Raw genomic sequence first — 15656 nt, 5'->3', positions numbered from 1 at the left:
CAGTTCGGTCCCTATCCGTCGCAGGCGCAGGAAATTTGAGAGGATCTGTCCCTAGTACGAGAGGACCGGGATGGACGAATCCCTGGTGTACCAGTTGTCTCGCCAGAGGCACAGCTGGGTAGCTATATTCGGAGCGGATAAGCGCTGAAAGCATCTAAGCGCGAAACCGACCTCAAGATGAGATTTCCCACAGCGTAAGCTGGTAAGACCCCTGAAAGATGATCAGGTTGATAGGCCAGGTGTGGAAGCGCGGTGACGTGTGGAGCTGACTGGTACTAATAGGTCGAGGGCTTGACCTAAGGCGAGGTTCGAGGTTCGAGGCGCGAGGTTCGAAAGGGCGGAGTGGCTGAAAACGGAGGATTTCGGGATCAATACGCTAGGTAAGTGGCTCAAGTTCTTAAGACAATTACTAGAAAATAGACTCTGTGCAGTTTTGAGAGAATAGCGGTTGAGGGATAAATCCTTTAGCTCTTGTTTTCTACAGAAAACAATTCGAGTTCGAACCTCGCGCATCGCGCCTCGAACCTCGAGTACGCATCTGGTGATCATGCCGGAGGGGTTCCACCCGTTCCCTTCTCGAACACGGAAGTTAAGACCTCCAGGGCCGATGATACTTGGGGCGCAAGCCCCTGGGAAAGTAGGTTGTCGCCAGGTAACAAGCGAAAAGACTATCTCTTACGAGGTAGTCTTTTCGCTTGTTAGTTTGTAGTGCGAGATCGAAGCGACGGGGTTCCACCCGTTCGATCCACACTGCTGGAGTCTGCGTTATGAGTCGCAGTGTGGCGATAGGCTCGTCCGCCTATATGATTGTCGATCTGCTTTTAGCGACTATATATAAGAAAGGAATGGGTGGTCCCAGGCTTACGGATGTGACATGTTACGCCAGAAGGCTCGCATATTTTGACGGAATTCCCAAGAGAGCTTATTATCGTGTAGTTGCTTACCACTGGAGACTAACGTCACTAACGTATACCGAACTAGGAAGTTAAGACCTTCAGGGTTAAAAATACTTGGGGCGCAGGCCCTGAAAAAATAGGTCAACGTCAGGTAAACAGCAAAAGGCTACCTTTATTAGGTAGTTTTTTGCGTCGTGCGCCCGACATGAGCATTGTCTCTTTGGATTGGTGATCCCGTAAAACCTGCGGCTATGCCGAACGAATTCAGACCTGACTTAGAAGGAAATTTGAAATGCAGAGCGAATTAATACTTATAGAAATTCAAAACGACATTCGATAATACCGAACGAAGCGTTGAAAGTCAGTTGGATTTTCCATTAACAAGCGGAAATAATAAAAAATAATTGTTTTAGTAAGGAGGTAGGTTAAAAATGACTGAAGATTTTCCAACGATTACTGCGAGTACTCAGGTTCGGTCGGTGGCTAAGGCACTTATGATTTTGAATGTGCTTGCTGAGCACCAGCGGGAAATGTCTCTGGGTGACATAGCTAAGGAGATGCAGTTGGCTAAAAGTACAGCCTACGGCCTGTTGGCTACTTTAAGAGATTTTGGTTATATAGAGCAGTCCCCTTTGGACGGTAAATACCGTCTAGGAATTCGACTCTTTGAAGTTGGGAATGTTGTTGCCAATAGCTGGGATGTGCGCCAAGTAGCTGCACCATTCATTCAGACTCTGGTAGATGGACTGGGAGAAACCGTTCACTTGGCAGTTTTAGACAAAGGTGAGGTTTTATATATCGATAAGCGAGAGAGTACAAAATCTTTAAGAATTGTCTCGCAAGTGGGTACACGGTTGCCAACTCACTGTACTGGCGTAGGCAAGGTTTTATTGGCAAATCTTCCGATTGATCAGGTAAGGCGTATAATTGCCACCAAGGGTTTATCCCGCTATACCAAAAACACGATTACCGACTTCAGTCGGTTGGAAGAAGAGCTGAATCTAGTCAGACAACAGGGTTATGCAATGGATAATGAAGAGATTATGGAAAGCTTGCGTTGTGTAGCGGTGCCGTTACGGGATCATACTGGTAAAGTTTGTGCCGCGATTAGCGTATCTGGACCATCGTCGCGGTTTGACGGAGAACAGCTTGAATCGTTCGTGAACTTGATGGTTCGGATAGGACAAGAAATCTCGGTAAGTCTGGGATATAGGTCATAAAAAAATAAAGATTTATGAAGGAGGTGATTGCAATGGAGTTGCGAGAGTTTCTGTTTGAATCACTTAACAATCGTCACTGTCTCCCTATAAAGACAAAGATCGTTAAGCTGTCTTTGGGAAAATCAACGATTCAAGACCAGCAAAGCTCTCCTTTTGATGAGAACACCAAGCATCCATGTGTTGACACATCATGATGCCGTAGAGACGTACGTACACATTTTTGTTGAACGATGTCGTCCTGATTCCAGCTTGTAATCTATTTTTTCGCGCTTGTTTGAACGCTCGATGGAAGAGCGACGCCTGTAAATCAAGGTCATTTTTCCGAGTTGCGAGATGTCTTTGTAAACAGCCGCTATAAGGTTGTTTCAAGGAAACCCTTGTCCCAACTGCCCGGTGAATGCCGAGAGTCTATTTTTAATAACGGGAGGAAAAGTATTATGGTTCAAGGTATGGGAATTATTCTGGGTATCGCTGTCATTTATATTATCGTTACCACCCTGGTAGGCGTTCGGTCCCTAAAGTACACTAAAAGCACTAGCAACATGATGTCGGCCAAAGCGATGATGGGCCCGGCTGTGATAGGAATCTTGCTAATGTCTGAGTTTATCGGCACTGGGTCTACCCTGGGTACTGCTCAGACCGGTTTCGAGAAAGGTATCTGGGCTGCTTGGAATCTGGTTTCATTAGGTATCGGTTTCCTGTTCTACGCTTTCCTGTTGGCGCCCAAGATCCAGGCGTCAGGTGAATACACTATCTCCGGCGTGCTTAGTAAAACCTACGGAGATGGCATAAGGATCTTCGCCTCTGTCGTGATGATTCTGGCCCTGACTTTGGTTAACGTCTCTATGTACACCGGCGGTGGCGCGACCGTGGCCAAGCTGCTGGGAGTGTCCATCCCTACCGCTGTCCTATTATTGGCGGTGATTACCGTCATAATCGTGTCTCTGGGCGGTATCCGCGGCGTTGGTTACACCAACCTCATTCACGCCTCCTTCAAGTACATTGGTCTGATCGTGGTCGCTTTCGTGGCTTATGGGCTTCTAAAAGGAACCCCGAACGTTTCCCTGGCGCAGCTACCAGCTAAATACTGGACGGCTAAAAATATAGGCTACTCCACCCTTTTAGCTTGGACCCTGGCCAACATTGGCGCAGTGTTCTCCACTCAGTACGTTCTCCAAAGTATCTCGTCCTTGACCTCAGAAGCCGAGGCCAAGAAGGCTAGCCTGATCGCCGCCGTGACGATTGTACCCATCGGCTTTTTGGCAGCGTATGCGGGTATGTCTGCCAAGGTCTTATTTCCTACGATTAAGTCAGTTAATGCTATTCCCGAGTTCCTGGGCCACATGAGTCCGTGGTTGGCTGGCGTGGTAGTAGCCGGTATCCTAGCCGCGACCTTCGTGACCGTCTTGGCCTGCACTCTGGGTTCCACCGCCCTTGTCATGAAAGACTTCGTAATCCCCTTTGTTAAGCCCAGCGAAAAGGCTAGTCTGAATTGGAGCCGTAGCTTGGCGGTCGTCCTTGGCTTGGCAGCTGTGCCGTTTGCCCTGTTCGTACCCGCCTTGTTAAAGGTCGTGTTCTTCGCCCGGGCACTACGTACCATCCTAGCTGTTGTGGCAATCTTCGCCTTTTACGCCCCACGATACAATTCCAAGAAGGGAGCCATGTGGAGTCTGATCCTGTCCACGTTGGCTACCATCTTTTGGTTCGCTTTCATTAATAGCGGCCCACTGGGTAATGCTGTGGTGGCTGGTATTCAGCTTAAAACAATTGATAACATCTTTATCGCTGCGGTTGCCCCTGCGTTAATCCTAGTCATTGACCATTTCGTGGTTAAGAGAAAGCCTGAGTAAGACAAAAAGAAGATAATTGGGGAGGATGCTAAATGTTTAACAAGAGAAAAAGCGGAAAGTCATTAGTTGTATTTCTGATGGTTGGACTATTATTAACATCTCTAGCAGGTTGCGGCAGTAAGAATACTTCTCAGCCGGGCCAAGTAGATAAAAAGGACACAATTAACCTAAGAGTAGCTGATGTCGTACAGCCTGATCATCCTATGAATGTAGCTTTAGTAAAGTTCGCTAAAAAGGTGCTAGATAAGAGCAATGGACGCATCAAAATTACTGTTTATCCGGCAAGGCAGTTAGGCGATGACCGCCAGTTGTTTGAACAGGTTCAGCAGGGTTCTTTAGATATGGCTGAAATATCAGCCGCGCCGATGAGTGGTACTACTCCACTGATGACAGCCTTGCAGATGCCATTTCTATTCAACAGTTGGGACCAATATGCTAAGGTTATTAAAGGTCCAGCTACCGATAACCTATTAAAGGGCTTGGAAAAGAATAACGTTAAGGGTTTGGCAGTGTATAACGCTGGCTTCCGTCAAATAGTTACCGTTAACAAACCAGTTCAATCACCGGCAGACATGAAGGGTCTGAAATTCCGGACTGCTGAGACGCCTCAGCATGTGGATATTTTTAAAAGTCTTGGAGCCAATCCTACTCCAATGCCTTACGGTGAGATTTACAGTGGATTGCAAAATAAAGTAATTGACGGTTTAGAAATGGACTTTAGCGCCATTTTGATGGAGAAACATTATGAGGTTGCCAAAAATATTACTATATCAAGACATTTTACATGGCCTGGAGTTTTAATGATGAATACTGCCAAGTTTAATGCTCTGTCGAAGGAAGATCAAAAGATTATTGAAGAAACAGCTAAAGAAATCATCGATGAAAATATCAAGGATATTCAAGTGATTGAAAAAAGTGCTATTGACCTATTGAAGGCTAAAGGAGCCAAGATAACTGAGCTTTCAGAAGCGGATATGGCCAAATTTATTGAGGCAACTAAAGATGTAGAGCAAAAATACACAGCAATGGATCCCCTGATTGCTGAGTTTGTAAAGGTGGCCCGCAGTACAAAATAGACAGTAAGGCTTTGGGGGTGCCGGTATTCCGACGCCCTCCCGAGTTTTAATCAAACCAAAAGAAGGTGGAACAAGGCATGGGATATTTAGAAACAATCAGTAAGGGCTTGGACAAGCTTGCTAGGTGGATTGTTCAAATTAGTGTAGCGGTTATGACTCTAGCTATTGTAGCACAAGTAGTATGGCGTTACTTTTTACAGCACCCCTTAATTTGGACAGAAGAACTGGCGCGTTACGCTTTAGTCTGGATGTCCTTTATCGGTGCTGGCGTGGCCTTGAGGGCAAAGGAATTAGCTTATGTTGATTTGTTTATAAGTAAATTACCCATTAAAGCGCAAAAAAACGTATTTATACTTGTGGATATCACGAATACTGTATTAATCGGGTTTTTGTTGTATTATGGTTTACTGCTAATTGGTTTACCCAGTGTAACTATGCAAAAGTCACCAGCTATGAATATACCTATGAATTACGTTTATTTGGGGGTACCAGTGGGACTTGGAATTATGTTTGTCCAGTCAATTGTAAAGCTCGTAAAAAATTTTGGCGGGGAGGTTAGGTGAATAAATGGCAATTATGGGTTTGACATTCATTGTCACTATTGTTATTGGCTTACCAATCGCCTTTGCCTTGGGAGCAACGGGTGTAATTCATGCTTTAAGTATGGGTGACCCTACGCTGTTAGCAATGCTGCCACAAAGAATGTACGCCGCGACTGATAGCTTTAGTCTGTTGGCGATTCCTCTTTTCGTTCTGGCAGGAGAACTAATGGGGTTTGGTGGGGTTACCGAAAAGTTAGCAGATATGGCCCGCGCGCTAATCGGTCATATCAGAGGAGGCATGGCTTATTCTACTGTTATCGTAGGTGTTTTCCTGGGGGCATTATTAGGATCAGCTAATGCTGCCGCCGCTCTTTTAGGTAAAGTAATGCATCCGGAAATGATTAAGGACGGTTATGATCCCTCTTTTAGCGCCTGTTTAACGTCGGCGACCTCAATTTTAGGACCTATCATTCCGCCCAGTATGATTTTCATTGTTTATGGTGTAGCGGCCAACCTCTCTATCGGTGAATTGTTCATGGCCGGTATCGTACCTGGCCTGTTAATTGCCCTATCCTACTTTATTATTATATGGACGACAGGCAAACGGGAAAACTGGAAGGTACAACCTAAAGTTAAACTGTCTGAAGTGGGTAAAAGTATTGTTAAAGCGTCTCCCGCATTGCTAGTACCGGTAGTTATTTTAGGGGGGATTTTAGGGGGGATTACTACCCCGACAGAAGCAGCGGCATCAGCTTCTGTAGTGGCTGTTATTTTGGGGACGGTAGTCTACAAAAAGTTAAAATGGGCTGATATACCGTTTATACTCGAACGAACCGGAGTTATTAGCGCTTCAATTATGATTATTGTAGCGATGGCCAATATTATGGGCTGGACTATGGCTCTAGACCAAGTTCCTCAGAAAATAGCAGAGTTTATGCTGTCCTTGACTACTAATAAGTATATGCTCTTGCTGTTAATCAACATTTTTCTTCTACTTGTAGGTATGGTGATGGAAACGGTAGCGGCCATCATTATCTTAGTACCGGTTTTTTTACCGATTATCACAGCTGTCGGAATTGACCCATTACACTTTGGAATGGTAGTAAGTATAAATTTAGTAATTGGGTTAATTACCCCTCCTGTTGGTGTAGCTTTGTTTACAACTTCAATTGTCACCAAGACACCTTTGGAAAAGATGATCAAACCTATCTGGGTATGGGTGGGCGCTGCTGTTGCAGTGTTAATGGTCATAACTTATGTTCCAGATTTGGTGACATTCTTACCTAACATGATTTTTAAACATTAAACTGTATTATGTATCTTCGAAATGTTGAGCCCGACAAAGGGTAATTTAGAGCAATGGACGGTGACTATATTGGCACATGTATTTCAATTACCAACGAAGATATTGTTTGGGATAGGTTCCATTAATGAATTGGGACGAGAAGCATTAGAATTCAATGCAAAGAAAGTCTTGGTAATTACCGACCCTGGAGTAGTTAAGGCTGAACTTCATAAAGGAATTATCGAGTCCTTAAACCGTTCCAGAATAGAAGTCCAAGTATTTGCAGAGGTTGAATCAGATCCAAGTATTGCTACTGCTGCCAAGGCAGCCGAACTAGCGAAGGAATTTTGTGCTGACGTGATAGTAGCTATTGGGGGAGGCAGCGTACTGGATGCTGCCAAATCCGCAGCGTTGTTGGTTACTAATAGCGGTAATTTGAAAGATTTTGCCGGAGTAAACAAGGTGAAATATCCTGGAATTCCGGTGATAGCAGTTCCTACAACTGCTGGTACTGGTAGTGAAGTTACAATTTTTGCAGTGATGAGTGATTCAGCAAATAATGAGAAGTTTACCATTTCCAGTCCCTTGATAGCACCAAGAGTAGCAGTTCTCGATCCTGCCCTTACTTTGACACTGCCTCGTGGGATTACGGCATCGACAGGTATGGATGCGTTGACCCATGCAATTGAAGCTTATACATCAACGAATGCACAGCCGGCCACAGATGGCTTAGCTTTGCAGGCTATAGAATTAATTAGTAAGAATTTGCGGGTTGCTGTGTGGCGTGGCGACAACATTCAAGCGCGAGGCAATATGCTACAAGCCTCATTACTGGCCGGTATCGCGTTTAATAACGCCTTTTTAGGTTTGAGCCATGCTATCGCCAGTCCGTTAGGAGCCCACTTCCATATTGCGCATGGCATAGCAAATGCTGTTATGCTTCCTTACGTGATGGAATACAACAGCGTTACTGCTGCCGATAAATTAGCTGTCGTTGCACGTCTAATGGACGTAAATGACAAAGAACTAAATACCCGCTCGTTAGCACGTCAAGCGGTTACCGCTGTTGAGGAATTGTGTAATGACATTGGAATCCCGAATAGGCTAAGGGATATTGGCGCTAAAGAAGATTTACTTCATGTGGTTGCCAGAGATGCATTAAAAAGTGTACAACTGAAATTTAATACTCGCGGCGCAAACGAATCAGATATTTTGGCATTACTGAAAAAAGCCTTTTAGATTGAAGTTGTCTATATGACGAATCCGTGGGGTGGTTTTTTTATAAAAAAGACTACCCCAAAAAATATCTAACAAAATCTATTGTTCGGGTGGTATCTCCACCGCCAAAAAGGTAAAGACAGATTTTAGTGGTAATCTAATGCAGCTGGAGGAGAGAACTTGATTATTACCGTGTACTTATATCCTCCTTTAAGATTTCCGGATGGTACGGAACGGAAACAAATGAAAGTTCAGGACGGATTTACTATTGGAGGTCTACTAGGTGAATTAAAAACCGGGAGAATTTTTGGCGACTATAGCGAGCAGGCGGTATTTGCTATCGTTGATGATGATGTGGTTATCGATGATTACGTTTTACAAGCTTGCCAAACCGTTAAAATTCTTATTCAAATGGCAGGAGGTTAAAAAAACGATGGATAAAGTGCTAGGCGGTTATGCGGGTGAGATTTTGTGGGTAGATTTAACTAAACGGCAGTGGCATACCGAAAATGTTTCTGAAACAATGGCCAAAAAGTGGATCGGGGGCAGCGGTTGGGCGGTAGAAACACTCTTTCATCGGGTGCCAGCCGATGCTGATGCGCTGGGTCCAGAAAATATCCTTGGTTTCTTTACCGGTCCCTTAACCGGAACAGTAATACCGTCGTCGGGACGTCATTGTATTGCAGCTAAATCTCCACTAACTGGCATTTGGGGGGAAGCTAGTGTAGGCGGTACTTGGGGTAAAGCCCTTAAACGAGCAGGGTATGATGCTTTAATCCTTACTGGACAGGCTTCGGAACCAGTTTATTTGTGGATTAATAACGGGAAAGTCGAGATTCGCCCGGCTGGTTCTTTATGGGGTTTGGATACCTATGAGATAGAGGAAGCAGTTCGGGAGCTGACTGATCCGAAAGCTGAAGTATGCTCAATAGGTCCTGCTGGAGAAAGGATGGCTAAGATCGCCGGTTTATTTACAGACGGGAGGGAAGGACGAACAGCCGCACGTTGTGGGCTAGGTGCAGTTGCAGGCTCAAAGAAGGTAAAGGCTATTGCTGTATATGGCAATAAACCCCCAGTTCTAGCTTATAAGGATGAGTTACTAAAACGAATTAAAGAAGTAGTCCCTGAGATCACTGAAAAAAACAAGGGTTTAACTAATTTCGGCACCCCGGTCCTAGTACTTCCTTGTGAACAGTTAGGAGATTTCCCAGTAAAGAATTGGACCGGAGGGTCATGGGAAGAAGGGGCTAAGTCTATTAGCGGCCCCCGGCTTGCCGAGACATATTTGACTGGGCGCTATCATTGTGCGAGTTGTCCAATAGGTTGTGGACGACGGGTGGCTATTGACAATGAAGTTCATGACAGCGTGCGTGGCGCCGGCCCTGAATATGAGACGTTAGGCTTATTTGGCGGCTCCTGTCTTATAGATAATTTGGAAGCTATTTGTTATGCCAATGAGCTTTGTAACCGCTATGGAATAGATACTATTGAGGTCGGCAATCTTGTTGCATTCAGTATGGAGGCTTATGAAAAAGGGGTTATTGGCAAGCAGGATACAGGCGGGAGAGAGATTCTCTGGGGTGATGCTGAAGCATTGATTGGGTTGATTCAAGAAATGGGTGAAGGATCAGGATTCGGTGCTGTATTAGCAGAAGGATTTCCTGCCCTTGCCCAACGCTACGGTGAAATTGTCAACGAAATTGGTATGACTGCCAAAGGTTTAAGTTTTCCCGCCCATGACCCGAGGGCATATAACAGCCTTGCATTAGGATATGCTACGGCTAACCGGGGAGCAGATCATTTAGAAGCATTTAGTCACGCATTCGAACGCAACTTAACAATGCCTGATCTGGGAATTGCTAAATCATTCGATAGATTTTCCAGCCAAGGTAAAGGAGCACTAGTTGCAAAGACACAGAACTTAATGATGGTATTTGATTCACTTGCAGTTTGTAAGTTTTTAATGACCGGGGGAATTACCCCAACTGTGTTAGCTGAGTGGCTCTCTTTGGCGACCGGTTCGGAGTGGGATGTCGAAAGCTTAATGCGTACTGGAGAACGGATTTTCAATTTGAAGCGTCTTTATAACATCAAGTATGGTGTGGATCGTAGGATGGATACCTTACCAGACCGTATTTTGAAAAACTCCCGGGCTACCGGCGGGGCTGCAAAGAATTTACCGCCCCTTAATGAAATGTTGGATGAATACTATATTGCTAGGGGATGGGATTCTCAAGGTATCCCAACAGCAGATAAATTAAAAGAACTGGAAATTAGTATAAAAAATTAGAAGGGCTGACCAAAAAGTGAAAGTAACTATTTGTTAATAATAAACGAACGGAACAAAAGGAGGTAAGGTAAATTGACTGAAGATTTTCCGACGGTTATTGCGGGTACTCAAGTTCGGTCGGTGGCTAAGGCACTTATGATTCTGAATGTGCTTGCTGAGCACCAGCGGGAAATGTCCCTGGGTGACATAGCTAAGGAGATGCAGTTGGCTAAAAGTACAGCCTACGGCCTGTTGGCTACGTTAAGAGATTTTGGTTATATAGAGCAGTCCCCTTTGGATGGTAAATACCGTCTAGGAATTCGACTCTTTGAAGTTGGCAATGTCGTTGCCAATAGCTGGGATGTGCGTAAAGTAGCTACTCCATTCATTCAGACTTTGGTCGATGAACTGGGAGAAACCGTTCACCTGGTAGTTTTAGACAAAGGTGAGGTTTTATATATCGATAAGCGAGAGAGTACAAAATCTTTAAGAATTGTCTCGCAAGTCGGTACACGGTTGCCAGCTCACTGTACTGGTGTAGGCAAGGTTTTCTTGGCAAATCTTCCGATTGATGAGGTAAGACGTATAATTGCCACCAAGGGTTTATCCCGCTATACCAAAAACACGATTACCGACTTCAGACGGTTGGAAGAAGAGCTGAATCTAGTCAGACAACAGGGTTATGCAATGGATAATGAAGAGATCATGGAAAGTTTGCGTTGTGTAGCGGTGCCGTTGCGGGATCATACTGGTAAAGTTTGTGCCGCAATTAGCGTATCTGGACCGTCGGCACGGTTTGACGGAGAACAGCTTGAATCCATCGTGGACTTGATGGTTCGGATCGGACGGGAGATCTCGGCAAGTCTGGGATATAGGGCATAAGAAAGGGAGATATTATGAAGGAGGTGATTGCAATGGAGTTGCGAGAGTTTCTGTTTGAACCACTCAAAGATAGGTCTTATTCGTTCGCGATCAGAACTCAGGAAAATGGAATACTGTCAGGAGTAGCTAGGGTAAAAGAACTGGCTATTGACCTCGGGTTGGAAGTTATTTCGTTGGCTGAGGAAGGATCGTTGCTAATTCCCGGTGCGGTGGTATTTTCCGCGAGGGGCGATGCTGAGATGGTTACCAGGGCCGAGGAAACCCTTATGGGAGCCATTGGAAAACCCTCTGGAGTAGCCACTGCTGCTGCAGACGTAGTAAAAAAGGCCAGTCCGGTTAAGGTGGTTTGCGGTGCTTGGAAAAAGATAGGTCAGGCTACTAAGGGAGAACTACGCCAGGCGGTTATTACAGGTGGGGCAGGACTTCGGATGTCCGAACAACCATTTGTCTATTTAGACAAAAACTATATCCGGATGTTTGGAGGAGTTACCGCAGCCGTGGCTCAGGCAAAATTATTTGATCCGGATCGGTTAGTAGTTGCCCAATTGCGAGGAGAGGGGCAAGGTATTGTTGAAGAGGCTAGATCTGCAGTACAGGCTGGGGCAGGCATTTTGATGGTTGATACCGGTATTCTGGAAGATCTTAAGGCTGTTATGTCTACCGCTATAGCCGATGGCTGGCGAAAAAGTGTACAGTTGGCCTTTGCAGGCGGGGTGTCTGCGGAAGAATTAGCCGACATCGTAGCACTTGGGCCAGACATTATTGATGTTGGTCGAGCCATTCTTGATGCTCCGTTACTTGACTTTAGTCTTGATGTGGAAGGCGGGGATCGTTAATGTTGGAGTGGGATCTTTTGGAGAAAACAACCTTTTGGATCGATGATATTGACTTGGACAATGCTAACTTAGGTCAGGTTGCAGAGGTTGCTGCCCAAGCGCTGGGATTGCTGCCGGAGGAAGTGATGGTTGTTGACGTGCGACCGGGATTATTGGCTTTTGACATTTTGCAAAAAAAGGTCAAACCGGAGGCGGTGGCTGGCAAAGGAGAATCTATTCTCCAAGGTTTGGCAAGTCTTCAGGGAGTCCTGATGGGGCCGAATGCAGCTATACATTCGGAAGGTGTTTTAGGATTTATTGCACTGGATCCAAAAGAAGTTGGAGAGGTGCTTAGAACTTCGGCAGATCAGGCTAGGCAGGTCAGCGAGGCGGTGGCTCGGAGAGCAATAGTCTTTGCTTCCGGTACAGAAGTAATAGCCGGTAAGATTGAGGATACAAATTCGCCGTATATAATGCAGCAACTAGAAAAACAGGGCTTCACCGCACGGTTTGGAGGGGTATTGGAAGACAATGCCAAGCTAGCGTCCGCTCGTATTGAGGAGGCTTTAGAAGCGGGTTTTGGTTTGGTGATAACAACTGGCGGAGTTGGGGCCGAAGATAAAGACTATAGTATAGAAGCTATCTTACGTTTGGATCCGCAAGCGTTCACACCGTGGATTTTGAAATTTACCCCGGACTACCGTCGCCATCACAAGGAGGGTGTACGCATAGCCGTGGGACAGATGGGCATTGCGCGTATAGTCGCCCTGCCTGGACCGCATGAAGAGGCAATTTTAGGATGTAATTCTCTTTTAACGGGACTAGCCCAGGGACTGGATGCTGAGTCGATAGCAGAGTCAATCGCCGCAGTAATAAGAGAGCGCTGGCGGCAAGCTATGAAAAACGGAGGGTATAAACATGAATAAGAGGGACATTGCCGCTAAATTATTACAGGCGGAGAGTGAAAGGGTGCCCATTGACACCCTGACAGAGACATACCCAGGGTTAACGGTTGAGGATGCCTATCGTATCCAACTAGAGGGCATCAGTATGAAGTTAGCTCAGGGTCGAAAGGTGATTGGCAAGAAGATTGGTTTAACCAGTAAGGGTATGCAAAAACTGTTAGGAGTTAATGAACCAGACTACGGACACCTGTTTGACAATATGTTGCTCTTAGAGGGGGAACCATGCCAGCGTCAGGAACTTCTCTTGCCCAAGGTGGAAGGGGAATTGGCTTTTGTCTTAAAGGATACCCTTAAGGGCCCTGGGGTAACTATAGCCGACGTATACCGTGCAACAGAAGGAGTCATGCCAGCCTTTGAGATAGTTGACAGTCGGATCCGTGATTGGAAGATAAAACTAGCGGACACTATTGCCGACAATGGTTCCAGTGCCCGCCTGGTCTTAGGCAGCCGCTTGGTTCCAGTACAAGATCTTGATTTGCGCCTAATCGGCATGGTGTTGGAGAAGAATGGAGAAATGGTCAGCAGTGGAGCTGGTGCAGAGGTATGGGGGCATCCTGCGGCTGCGGTTGCATGGCTAGCCAATAAGCTAGCTGAATTTGATATCGCATTGGAAGCAGGAGAAATTATTTTATCAGGGGCAGTGACAGCGGCCGAAGTTGCTGAGTCGGGGGATGTCTTCACGCTGTCTTTCGACGGGTTGGGCTGTTTGAATTTAAAATTTATTTAAAAAATATCGATTGGGAGATGTAATTGGTGGATAAAATTAAGGTAGCTGTGATTGGACCAGGAAATATTGGCACCGACTTGATGTTTAAGATCCTCAAAAGTCAGCACCTGGAAATGGGTCTGCTGACTGGTATTGTGGAATCTGAAGGGATTCAAAGGGCTCGGAAAATGGGAATTAACACTTCGATTGAAGGGGTTAACGCAGTGCTTCAAGACCCGGATATTAAAATCGTTTTTGACGCAACCGGGGCAAAGCCACATCTTAGGCATGCTCCGCTACTCAAGGAAGCGGGTAAAATAGCGATTGATTTGACACCTGCCTCGATCGGGCCCTATTGTGTTCCCTGTGTTAATTTAGAAGAATTGCTGGATGAACCTAATGTTAACATGGTGACGTGTGCAGGACAGGCAACGGTTCCAATAGTTTATGCCATTAACAAGGTAGCTTCCGTTACCTATGCGGAGATTGTCGCCAGTCTATCTAGTAAAAGCGCTGGTCCGGGAACCCGTCAAAACATCGATGAATTTACGGAAACCACCTCTAAGGCCTTGGTACAAGTTGGGGGAGCCAAGCGAGGGAAGGCGATCATCGTGTTAAATCCTGCTGAACCACCTGTGATGATGGCGAACACTATTTATGTAGAAGTGGAGAATCCTGACGAAAAAGCTATTACAGCCGCTGTTCAAATGATGGTGAACGAGATTCAAAAATACGTGCCAGGTTATAGACTTCGTGTTCCGCCCATCATTGATGGTCACAAAGTCACCATCATCATTCAGGTAGAAGGGGCCGGCGATTTTCTGCCCAAATATTCCGGAAACCTTGATATCATCACTTCGGCAGCCGTATCCTTCGCGGAAAAGCTTGCCCAAAAATTAATTAGAAAGGACGTGATCGCATGAGCATGGGTAAGATTCATCTGGTGGACACAACATTGCGAGACGGCAGTCACGCAGTAAGCCATCAGTACAGCGTGGAACAAGTGGCGGCAGTTGCCGGCGGACTTGATGCGGCTGGAATTGAATATATCGAGGTGTCTCACGGGGACGGCTTAGCGGGCTCTTCGTTTAATTATGGCAGGTCTGCCACGGATGAGGAGGAATTGATCAAAGCGGCAGCAGAGGTCATCAAAAATGGAATTTTAACTGTTTTATTGATTCCCGGGATCGGCACTATTGAGGATCTGAAACGGGCTGAGGCTTGCGGAGCTAAGGCGGTACGGGTTGCTACCCATGTGACAGAGGCGGATACTGCTGAGCAACATATACGGATGGCTAAGAGCCTGGGAATGCAGGCATTTGGTTTCTTGATGATGAGCCACATGGCTCCACCGGAAAAAGTCGTTGAGCAGGCCAAACTGTTTGAGTCGTATGGCGCAGATTTCATCTATGTGGCCGATTCGGCCGGGGCCATGCTGCCGGACGATGTTAGAGCCCGGGTTGGTGCTGTAGTCCAAGCAGTTGGGATACCCGTCGGGTTTCACGCCCACAACAATTTGACCTTGGCCACAGCTAATTCCCTCGCAGCCTTGGAAGTTGGGGCAACCTTCCTGGATGGGACTTGCCGAGGCTTGGGGGCCGGGGCGGGAAATACCCAAATTGAAGCGCTCGTGGGGGTTTTGAATAAAGTCGGTTATCAGACGGGCGTGGATTTATACAAAATCATGGATGTTGCTGAAGATTTGGTTGAGCCCATGATGCACCGGCCGCAGGTAGTGCGCAACGCCCCATTTATGCTGGGCTATGCCGGTGTGTATTCAAGTTTTCTCTTACACACTTACCGGGCGGCTGAACGATTTAACCTTGATCCCCGGGATATCTTGACAGAACTAGGCAAGAGACGAATGGTTGGCGGACAGGAAGATATGATTGTTGATGTGGCGTATCAGTTGGCGAAACAATAAAAAGGAGG

Annotated in this window: 16 protein-coding genes and 2 rRNA genes; all 18 read left to right on the top strand. The window is 46.1% G+C overall.

Features of this window, described 5'->3' with window-relative positions; genetic code table 11:
- A 23S ribosomal RNA gene (locus JL57_RS21210) occupies positions 1 to 299 on the top strand; the annotation flags it as partial.
- A 238-nt stretch (positions 300 to 537) separates the two neighbouring features.
- Positions 538 to 654 (top strand): 5S ribosomal RNA (rrf, locus tag JL57_RS21205).
- Positions 655 to 767: 113 nt separating this feature from the next.
- Positions 768 to 989, top strand: coding sequence for a hypothetical protein (locus JL57_RS21200; protein WP_034143931.1), 222 nt, complete (start codon positions 768 to 770; stop codon positions 987 to 989).
- A 338-nt stretch (positions 990 to 1327) separates the two neighbouring features.
- Positions 1328 to 2116 (top strand): IclR family transcriptional regulator, encoded by a 789-nt coding sequence (locus JL57_RS21195; protein ID WP_034143930.1) that lies wholly within the window; start codon positions 1328 to 1330, stop codon positions 2114 to 2116.
- Between the two features lie 32 nt (positions 2117 to 2148).
- Positions 2149 to 2310 (top strand): hypothetical protein, encoded by a 162-nt coding sequence (locus JL57_RS35135; protein WP_291300380.1) that lies wholly within the window; start codon positions 2149 to 2151, stop codon positions 2308 to 2310.
- Between the two features lie 243 nt (positions 2311 to 2553).
- On the top strand, positions 2554 to 3966 hold the full coding sequence (locus JL57_RS21190; RefSeq protein ID WP_034143929.1) for a sodium:solute symporter family protein: 1413 nt from the start codon (positions 2554 to 2556) through the stop codon (positions 3964 to 3966).
- A 32-nt stretch (positions 3967 to 3998) separates the two neighbouring features.
- Positions 3999 to 5042 carry a TRAP transporter substrate-binding protein gene (locus JL57_RS21185; RefSeq protein ID WP_034143928.1) on the top strand — a complete coding sequence of 348 codons (1044 nt, stop codon included), beginning with the start codon at positions 3999 to 4001 and terminating at the stop codon, positions 5040 to 5042.
- Between the two features lie 77 nt (positions 5043 to 5119).
- Positions 5120 to 5605 carry a TRAP transporter small permease gene (locus JL57_RS21180; RefSeq protein ID WP_034143927.1) on the top strand — a complete coding sequence of 162 codons (486 nt, stop codon included), beginning with the start codon at positions 5120 to 5122 and terminating at the stop codon, positions 5603 to 5605.
- 4 nt (positions 5606 to 5609) lie between these two features.
- Positions 5610 to 6890 (top strand): TRAP transporter large permease, encoded by a 1281-nt coding sequence (locus tag JL57_RS21175; protein ID WP_034143926.1) that lies wholly within the window; start codon positions 5610 to 5612, stop codon positions 6888 to 6890.
- A gap of 69 nt (positions 6891 to 6959) precedes the next feature.
- On the top strand, positions 6960 to 8108 hold the full coding sequence (locus JL57_RS21170) for an iron-containing alcohol dehydrogenase (RefSeq protein WP_291300379.1): 1149 nt from the start codon (positions 6960 to 6962) through the stop codon (positions 8106 to 8108).
- 159 nt (positions 8109 to 8267) lie between these two features.
- Complete coding sequence (locus tag JL57_RS21165) at positions 8268 to 8513, top strand: hypothetical protein (RefSeq protein WP_034143925.1); 246 nt, start codon at positions 8268 to 8270, stop codon at positions 8511 to 8513.
- Between the two features lie 7 nt (positions 8514 to 8520).
- Positions 8521 to 10377 carry an aldehyde ferredoxin oxidoreductase family protein gene (locus tag JL57_RS21160; RefSeq protein WP_034143924.1) on the top strand — a complete coding sequence of 619 codons (1857 nt, stop codon included), beginning with the start codon at positions 8521 to 8523 and terminating at the stop codon, positions 10375 to 10377.
- Between the two features lie 72 nt (positions 10378 to 10449).
- Positions 10450 to 11238, top strand: coding sequence for an IclR family transcriptional regulator (locus tag JL57_RS21155; RefSeq protein ID WP_045691370.1), 789 nt, complete (start codon positions 10450 to 10452; stop codon positions 11236 to 11238).
- 32 nt (positions 11239 to 11270) lie between these two features.
- The gene (locus JL57_RS21150; RefSeq protein ID WP_034143923.1) at positions 11271 to 12074 is read left to right on the top strand and encodes a nicotinate-nucleotide pyrophosphorylase; all 804 of its coding nucleotides are present in this window, start codon (positions 11271 to 11273) and stop codon (positions 12072 to 12074) included.
- Positions 12074 to 12979 (top strand): molybdopterin-binding protein, encoded by a 906-nt coding sequence (locus JL57_RS21145; RefSeq protein WP_291300378.1) that lies wholly within the window; start codon positions 12074 to 12076, stop codon positions 12977 to 12979. The genes JL57_RS21150 and JL57_RS21145 overlap by 1 nt, the downstream gene beginning before the upstream one ends.
- The gene (locus JL57_RS21140) at positions 12972 to 13745 is read left to right on the top strand and encodes a 2-keto-4-pentenoate hydratase (RefSeq protein ID WP_034143922.1); all 774 of its coding nucleotides are present in this window, start codon (positions 12972 to 12974) and stop codon (positions 13743 to 13745) included. The genes JL57_RS21145 and JL57_RS21140 overlap by 8 nt, the downstream gene beginning before the upstream one ends.
- 26 nt (positions 13746 to 13771) lie before the next feature.
- The gene (locus tag JL57_RS21135) at positions 13772 to 14647 is read left to right on the top strand and encodes an acetaldehyde dehydrogenase (acetylating) (protein WP_034143921.1); all 876 of its coding nucleotides are present in this window, start codon (positions 13772 to 13774) and stop codon (positions 14645 to 14647) included.
- A complete protein-coding gene (gene dmpG, locus JL57_RS21130) occupies positions 14644 to 15648 on the top strand; it encodes a 4-hydroxy-2-oxovalerate aldolase (protein WP_034143920.1) in 1005 nt (334 codons plus the stop codon). Before JL57_RS21135 ends, dmpG begins: the two co-directional genes overlap by 4 nt.
- Positions 15649 to 15656: the final 8 nt, after the last annotated feature.

Source organism: Desulfosporosinus sp. BICA1-9, assembly GCF_000802135.1.
This window is presented reverse-complemented; position numbering and strand designations above follow the sequence as displayed.

Excerpts from the sequence above, each read along its gene's own strand:
- JL57_RS21175 (WP_034143926.1), top strand. The coding sequence starts at position 5,610 with ATGGCAATTATGGGTTTGACATTCATTGTCACTATTGTTATTGGCTTA.
- JL57_RS21145 (WP_291300378.1), top strand. The coding sequence starts at position 12,074 with ATGTTGGAGTGGGATCTTTTGGAGAAAACAACCTTTTGGATCGATGAT.
- JL57_RS21195 (WP_034143930.1), top strand. The coding sequence starts at position 1,328 with ATGACTGAAGATTTTCCAACGATTACTGCGAGTACTCAGGTTCGGTCG.
- JL57_RS21185 (WP_034143928.1), top strand. The coding sequence starts at position 3,999 with ATGTTTAACAAGAGAAAAAGCGGAAAGTCATTAGTTGTATTTCTGATG.
- JL57_RS35135 (WP_291300380.1), top strand. The coding sequence starts at position 2,149 with ATGGAGTTGCGAGAGTTTCTGTTTGAATCACTTAACAATCGTCACTGT.
- JL57_RS21160 (WP_034143924.1), top strand. The coding sequence starts at position 8,521 with ATGGATAAAGTGCTAGGCGGTTATGCGGGTGAGATTTTGTGGGTAGAT.
- JL57_RS21190 (WP_034143929.1), top strand. The coding sequence starts at position 2,554 with ATGGTTCAAGGTATGGGAATTATTCTGGGTATCGCTGTCATTTATATT.
- JL57_RS21180 (WP_034143927.1), top strand. The coding sequence starts at position 5,120 with ATGGGATATTTAGAAACAATCAGTAAGGGCTTGGACAAGCTTGCTAGG.
- dmpG (WP_034143920.1), top strand. The coding sequence starts at position 14,644 with ATGAGCATGGGTAAGATTCATCTGGTGGACACAACATTGCGAGACGGC.
- JL57_RS21200 (WP_034143931.1), top strand. The coding sequence starts at position 768 with ATGAGTCGCAGTGTGGCGATAGGCTCGTCCGCCTATATGATTGTCGAT.
- JL57_RS21140 (WP_034143922.1), top strand. The coding sequence starts at position 12,972 with ATGAATAAGAGGGACATTGCCGCTAAATTATTACAGGCGGAGAGTGAA.
- JL57_RS21150 (WP_034143923.1), top strand. The coding sequence starts at position 11,271 with ATGGAGTTGCGAGAGTTTCTGTTTGAACCACTCAAAGATAGGTCTTAT.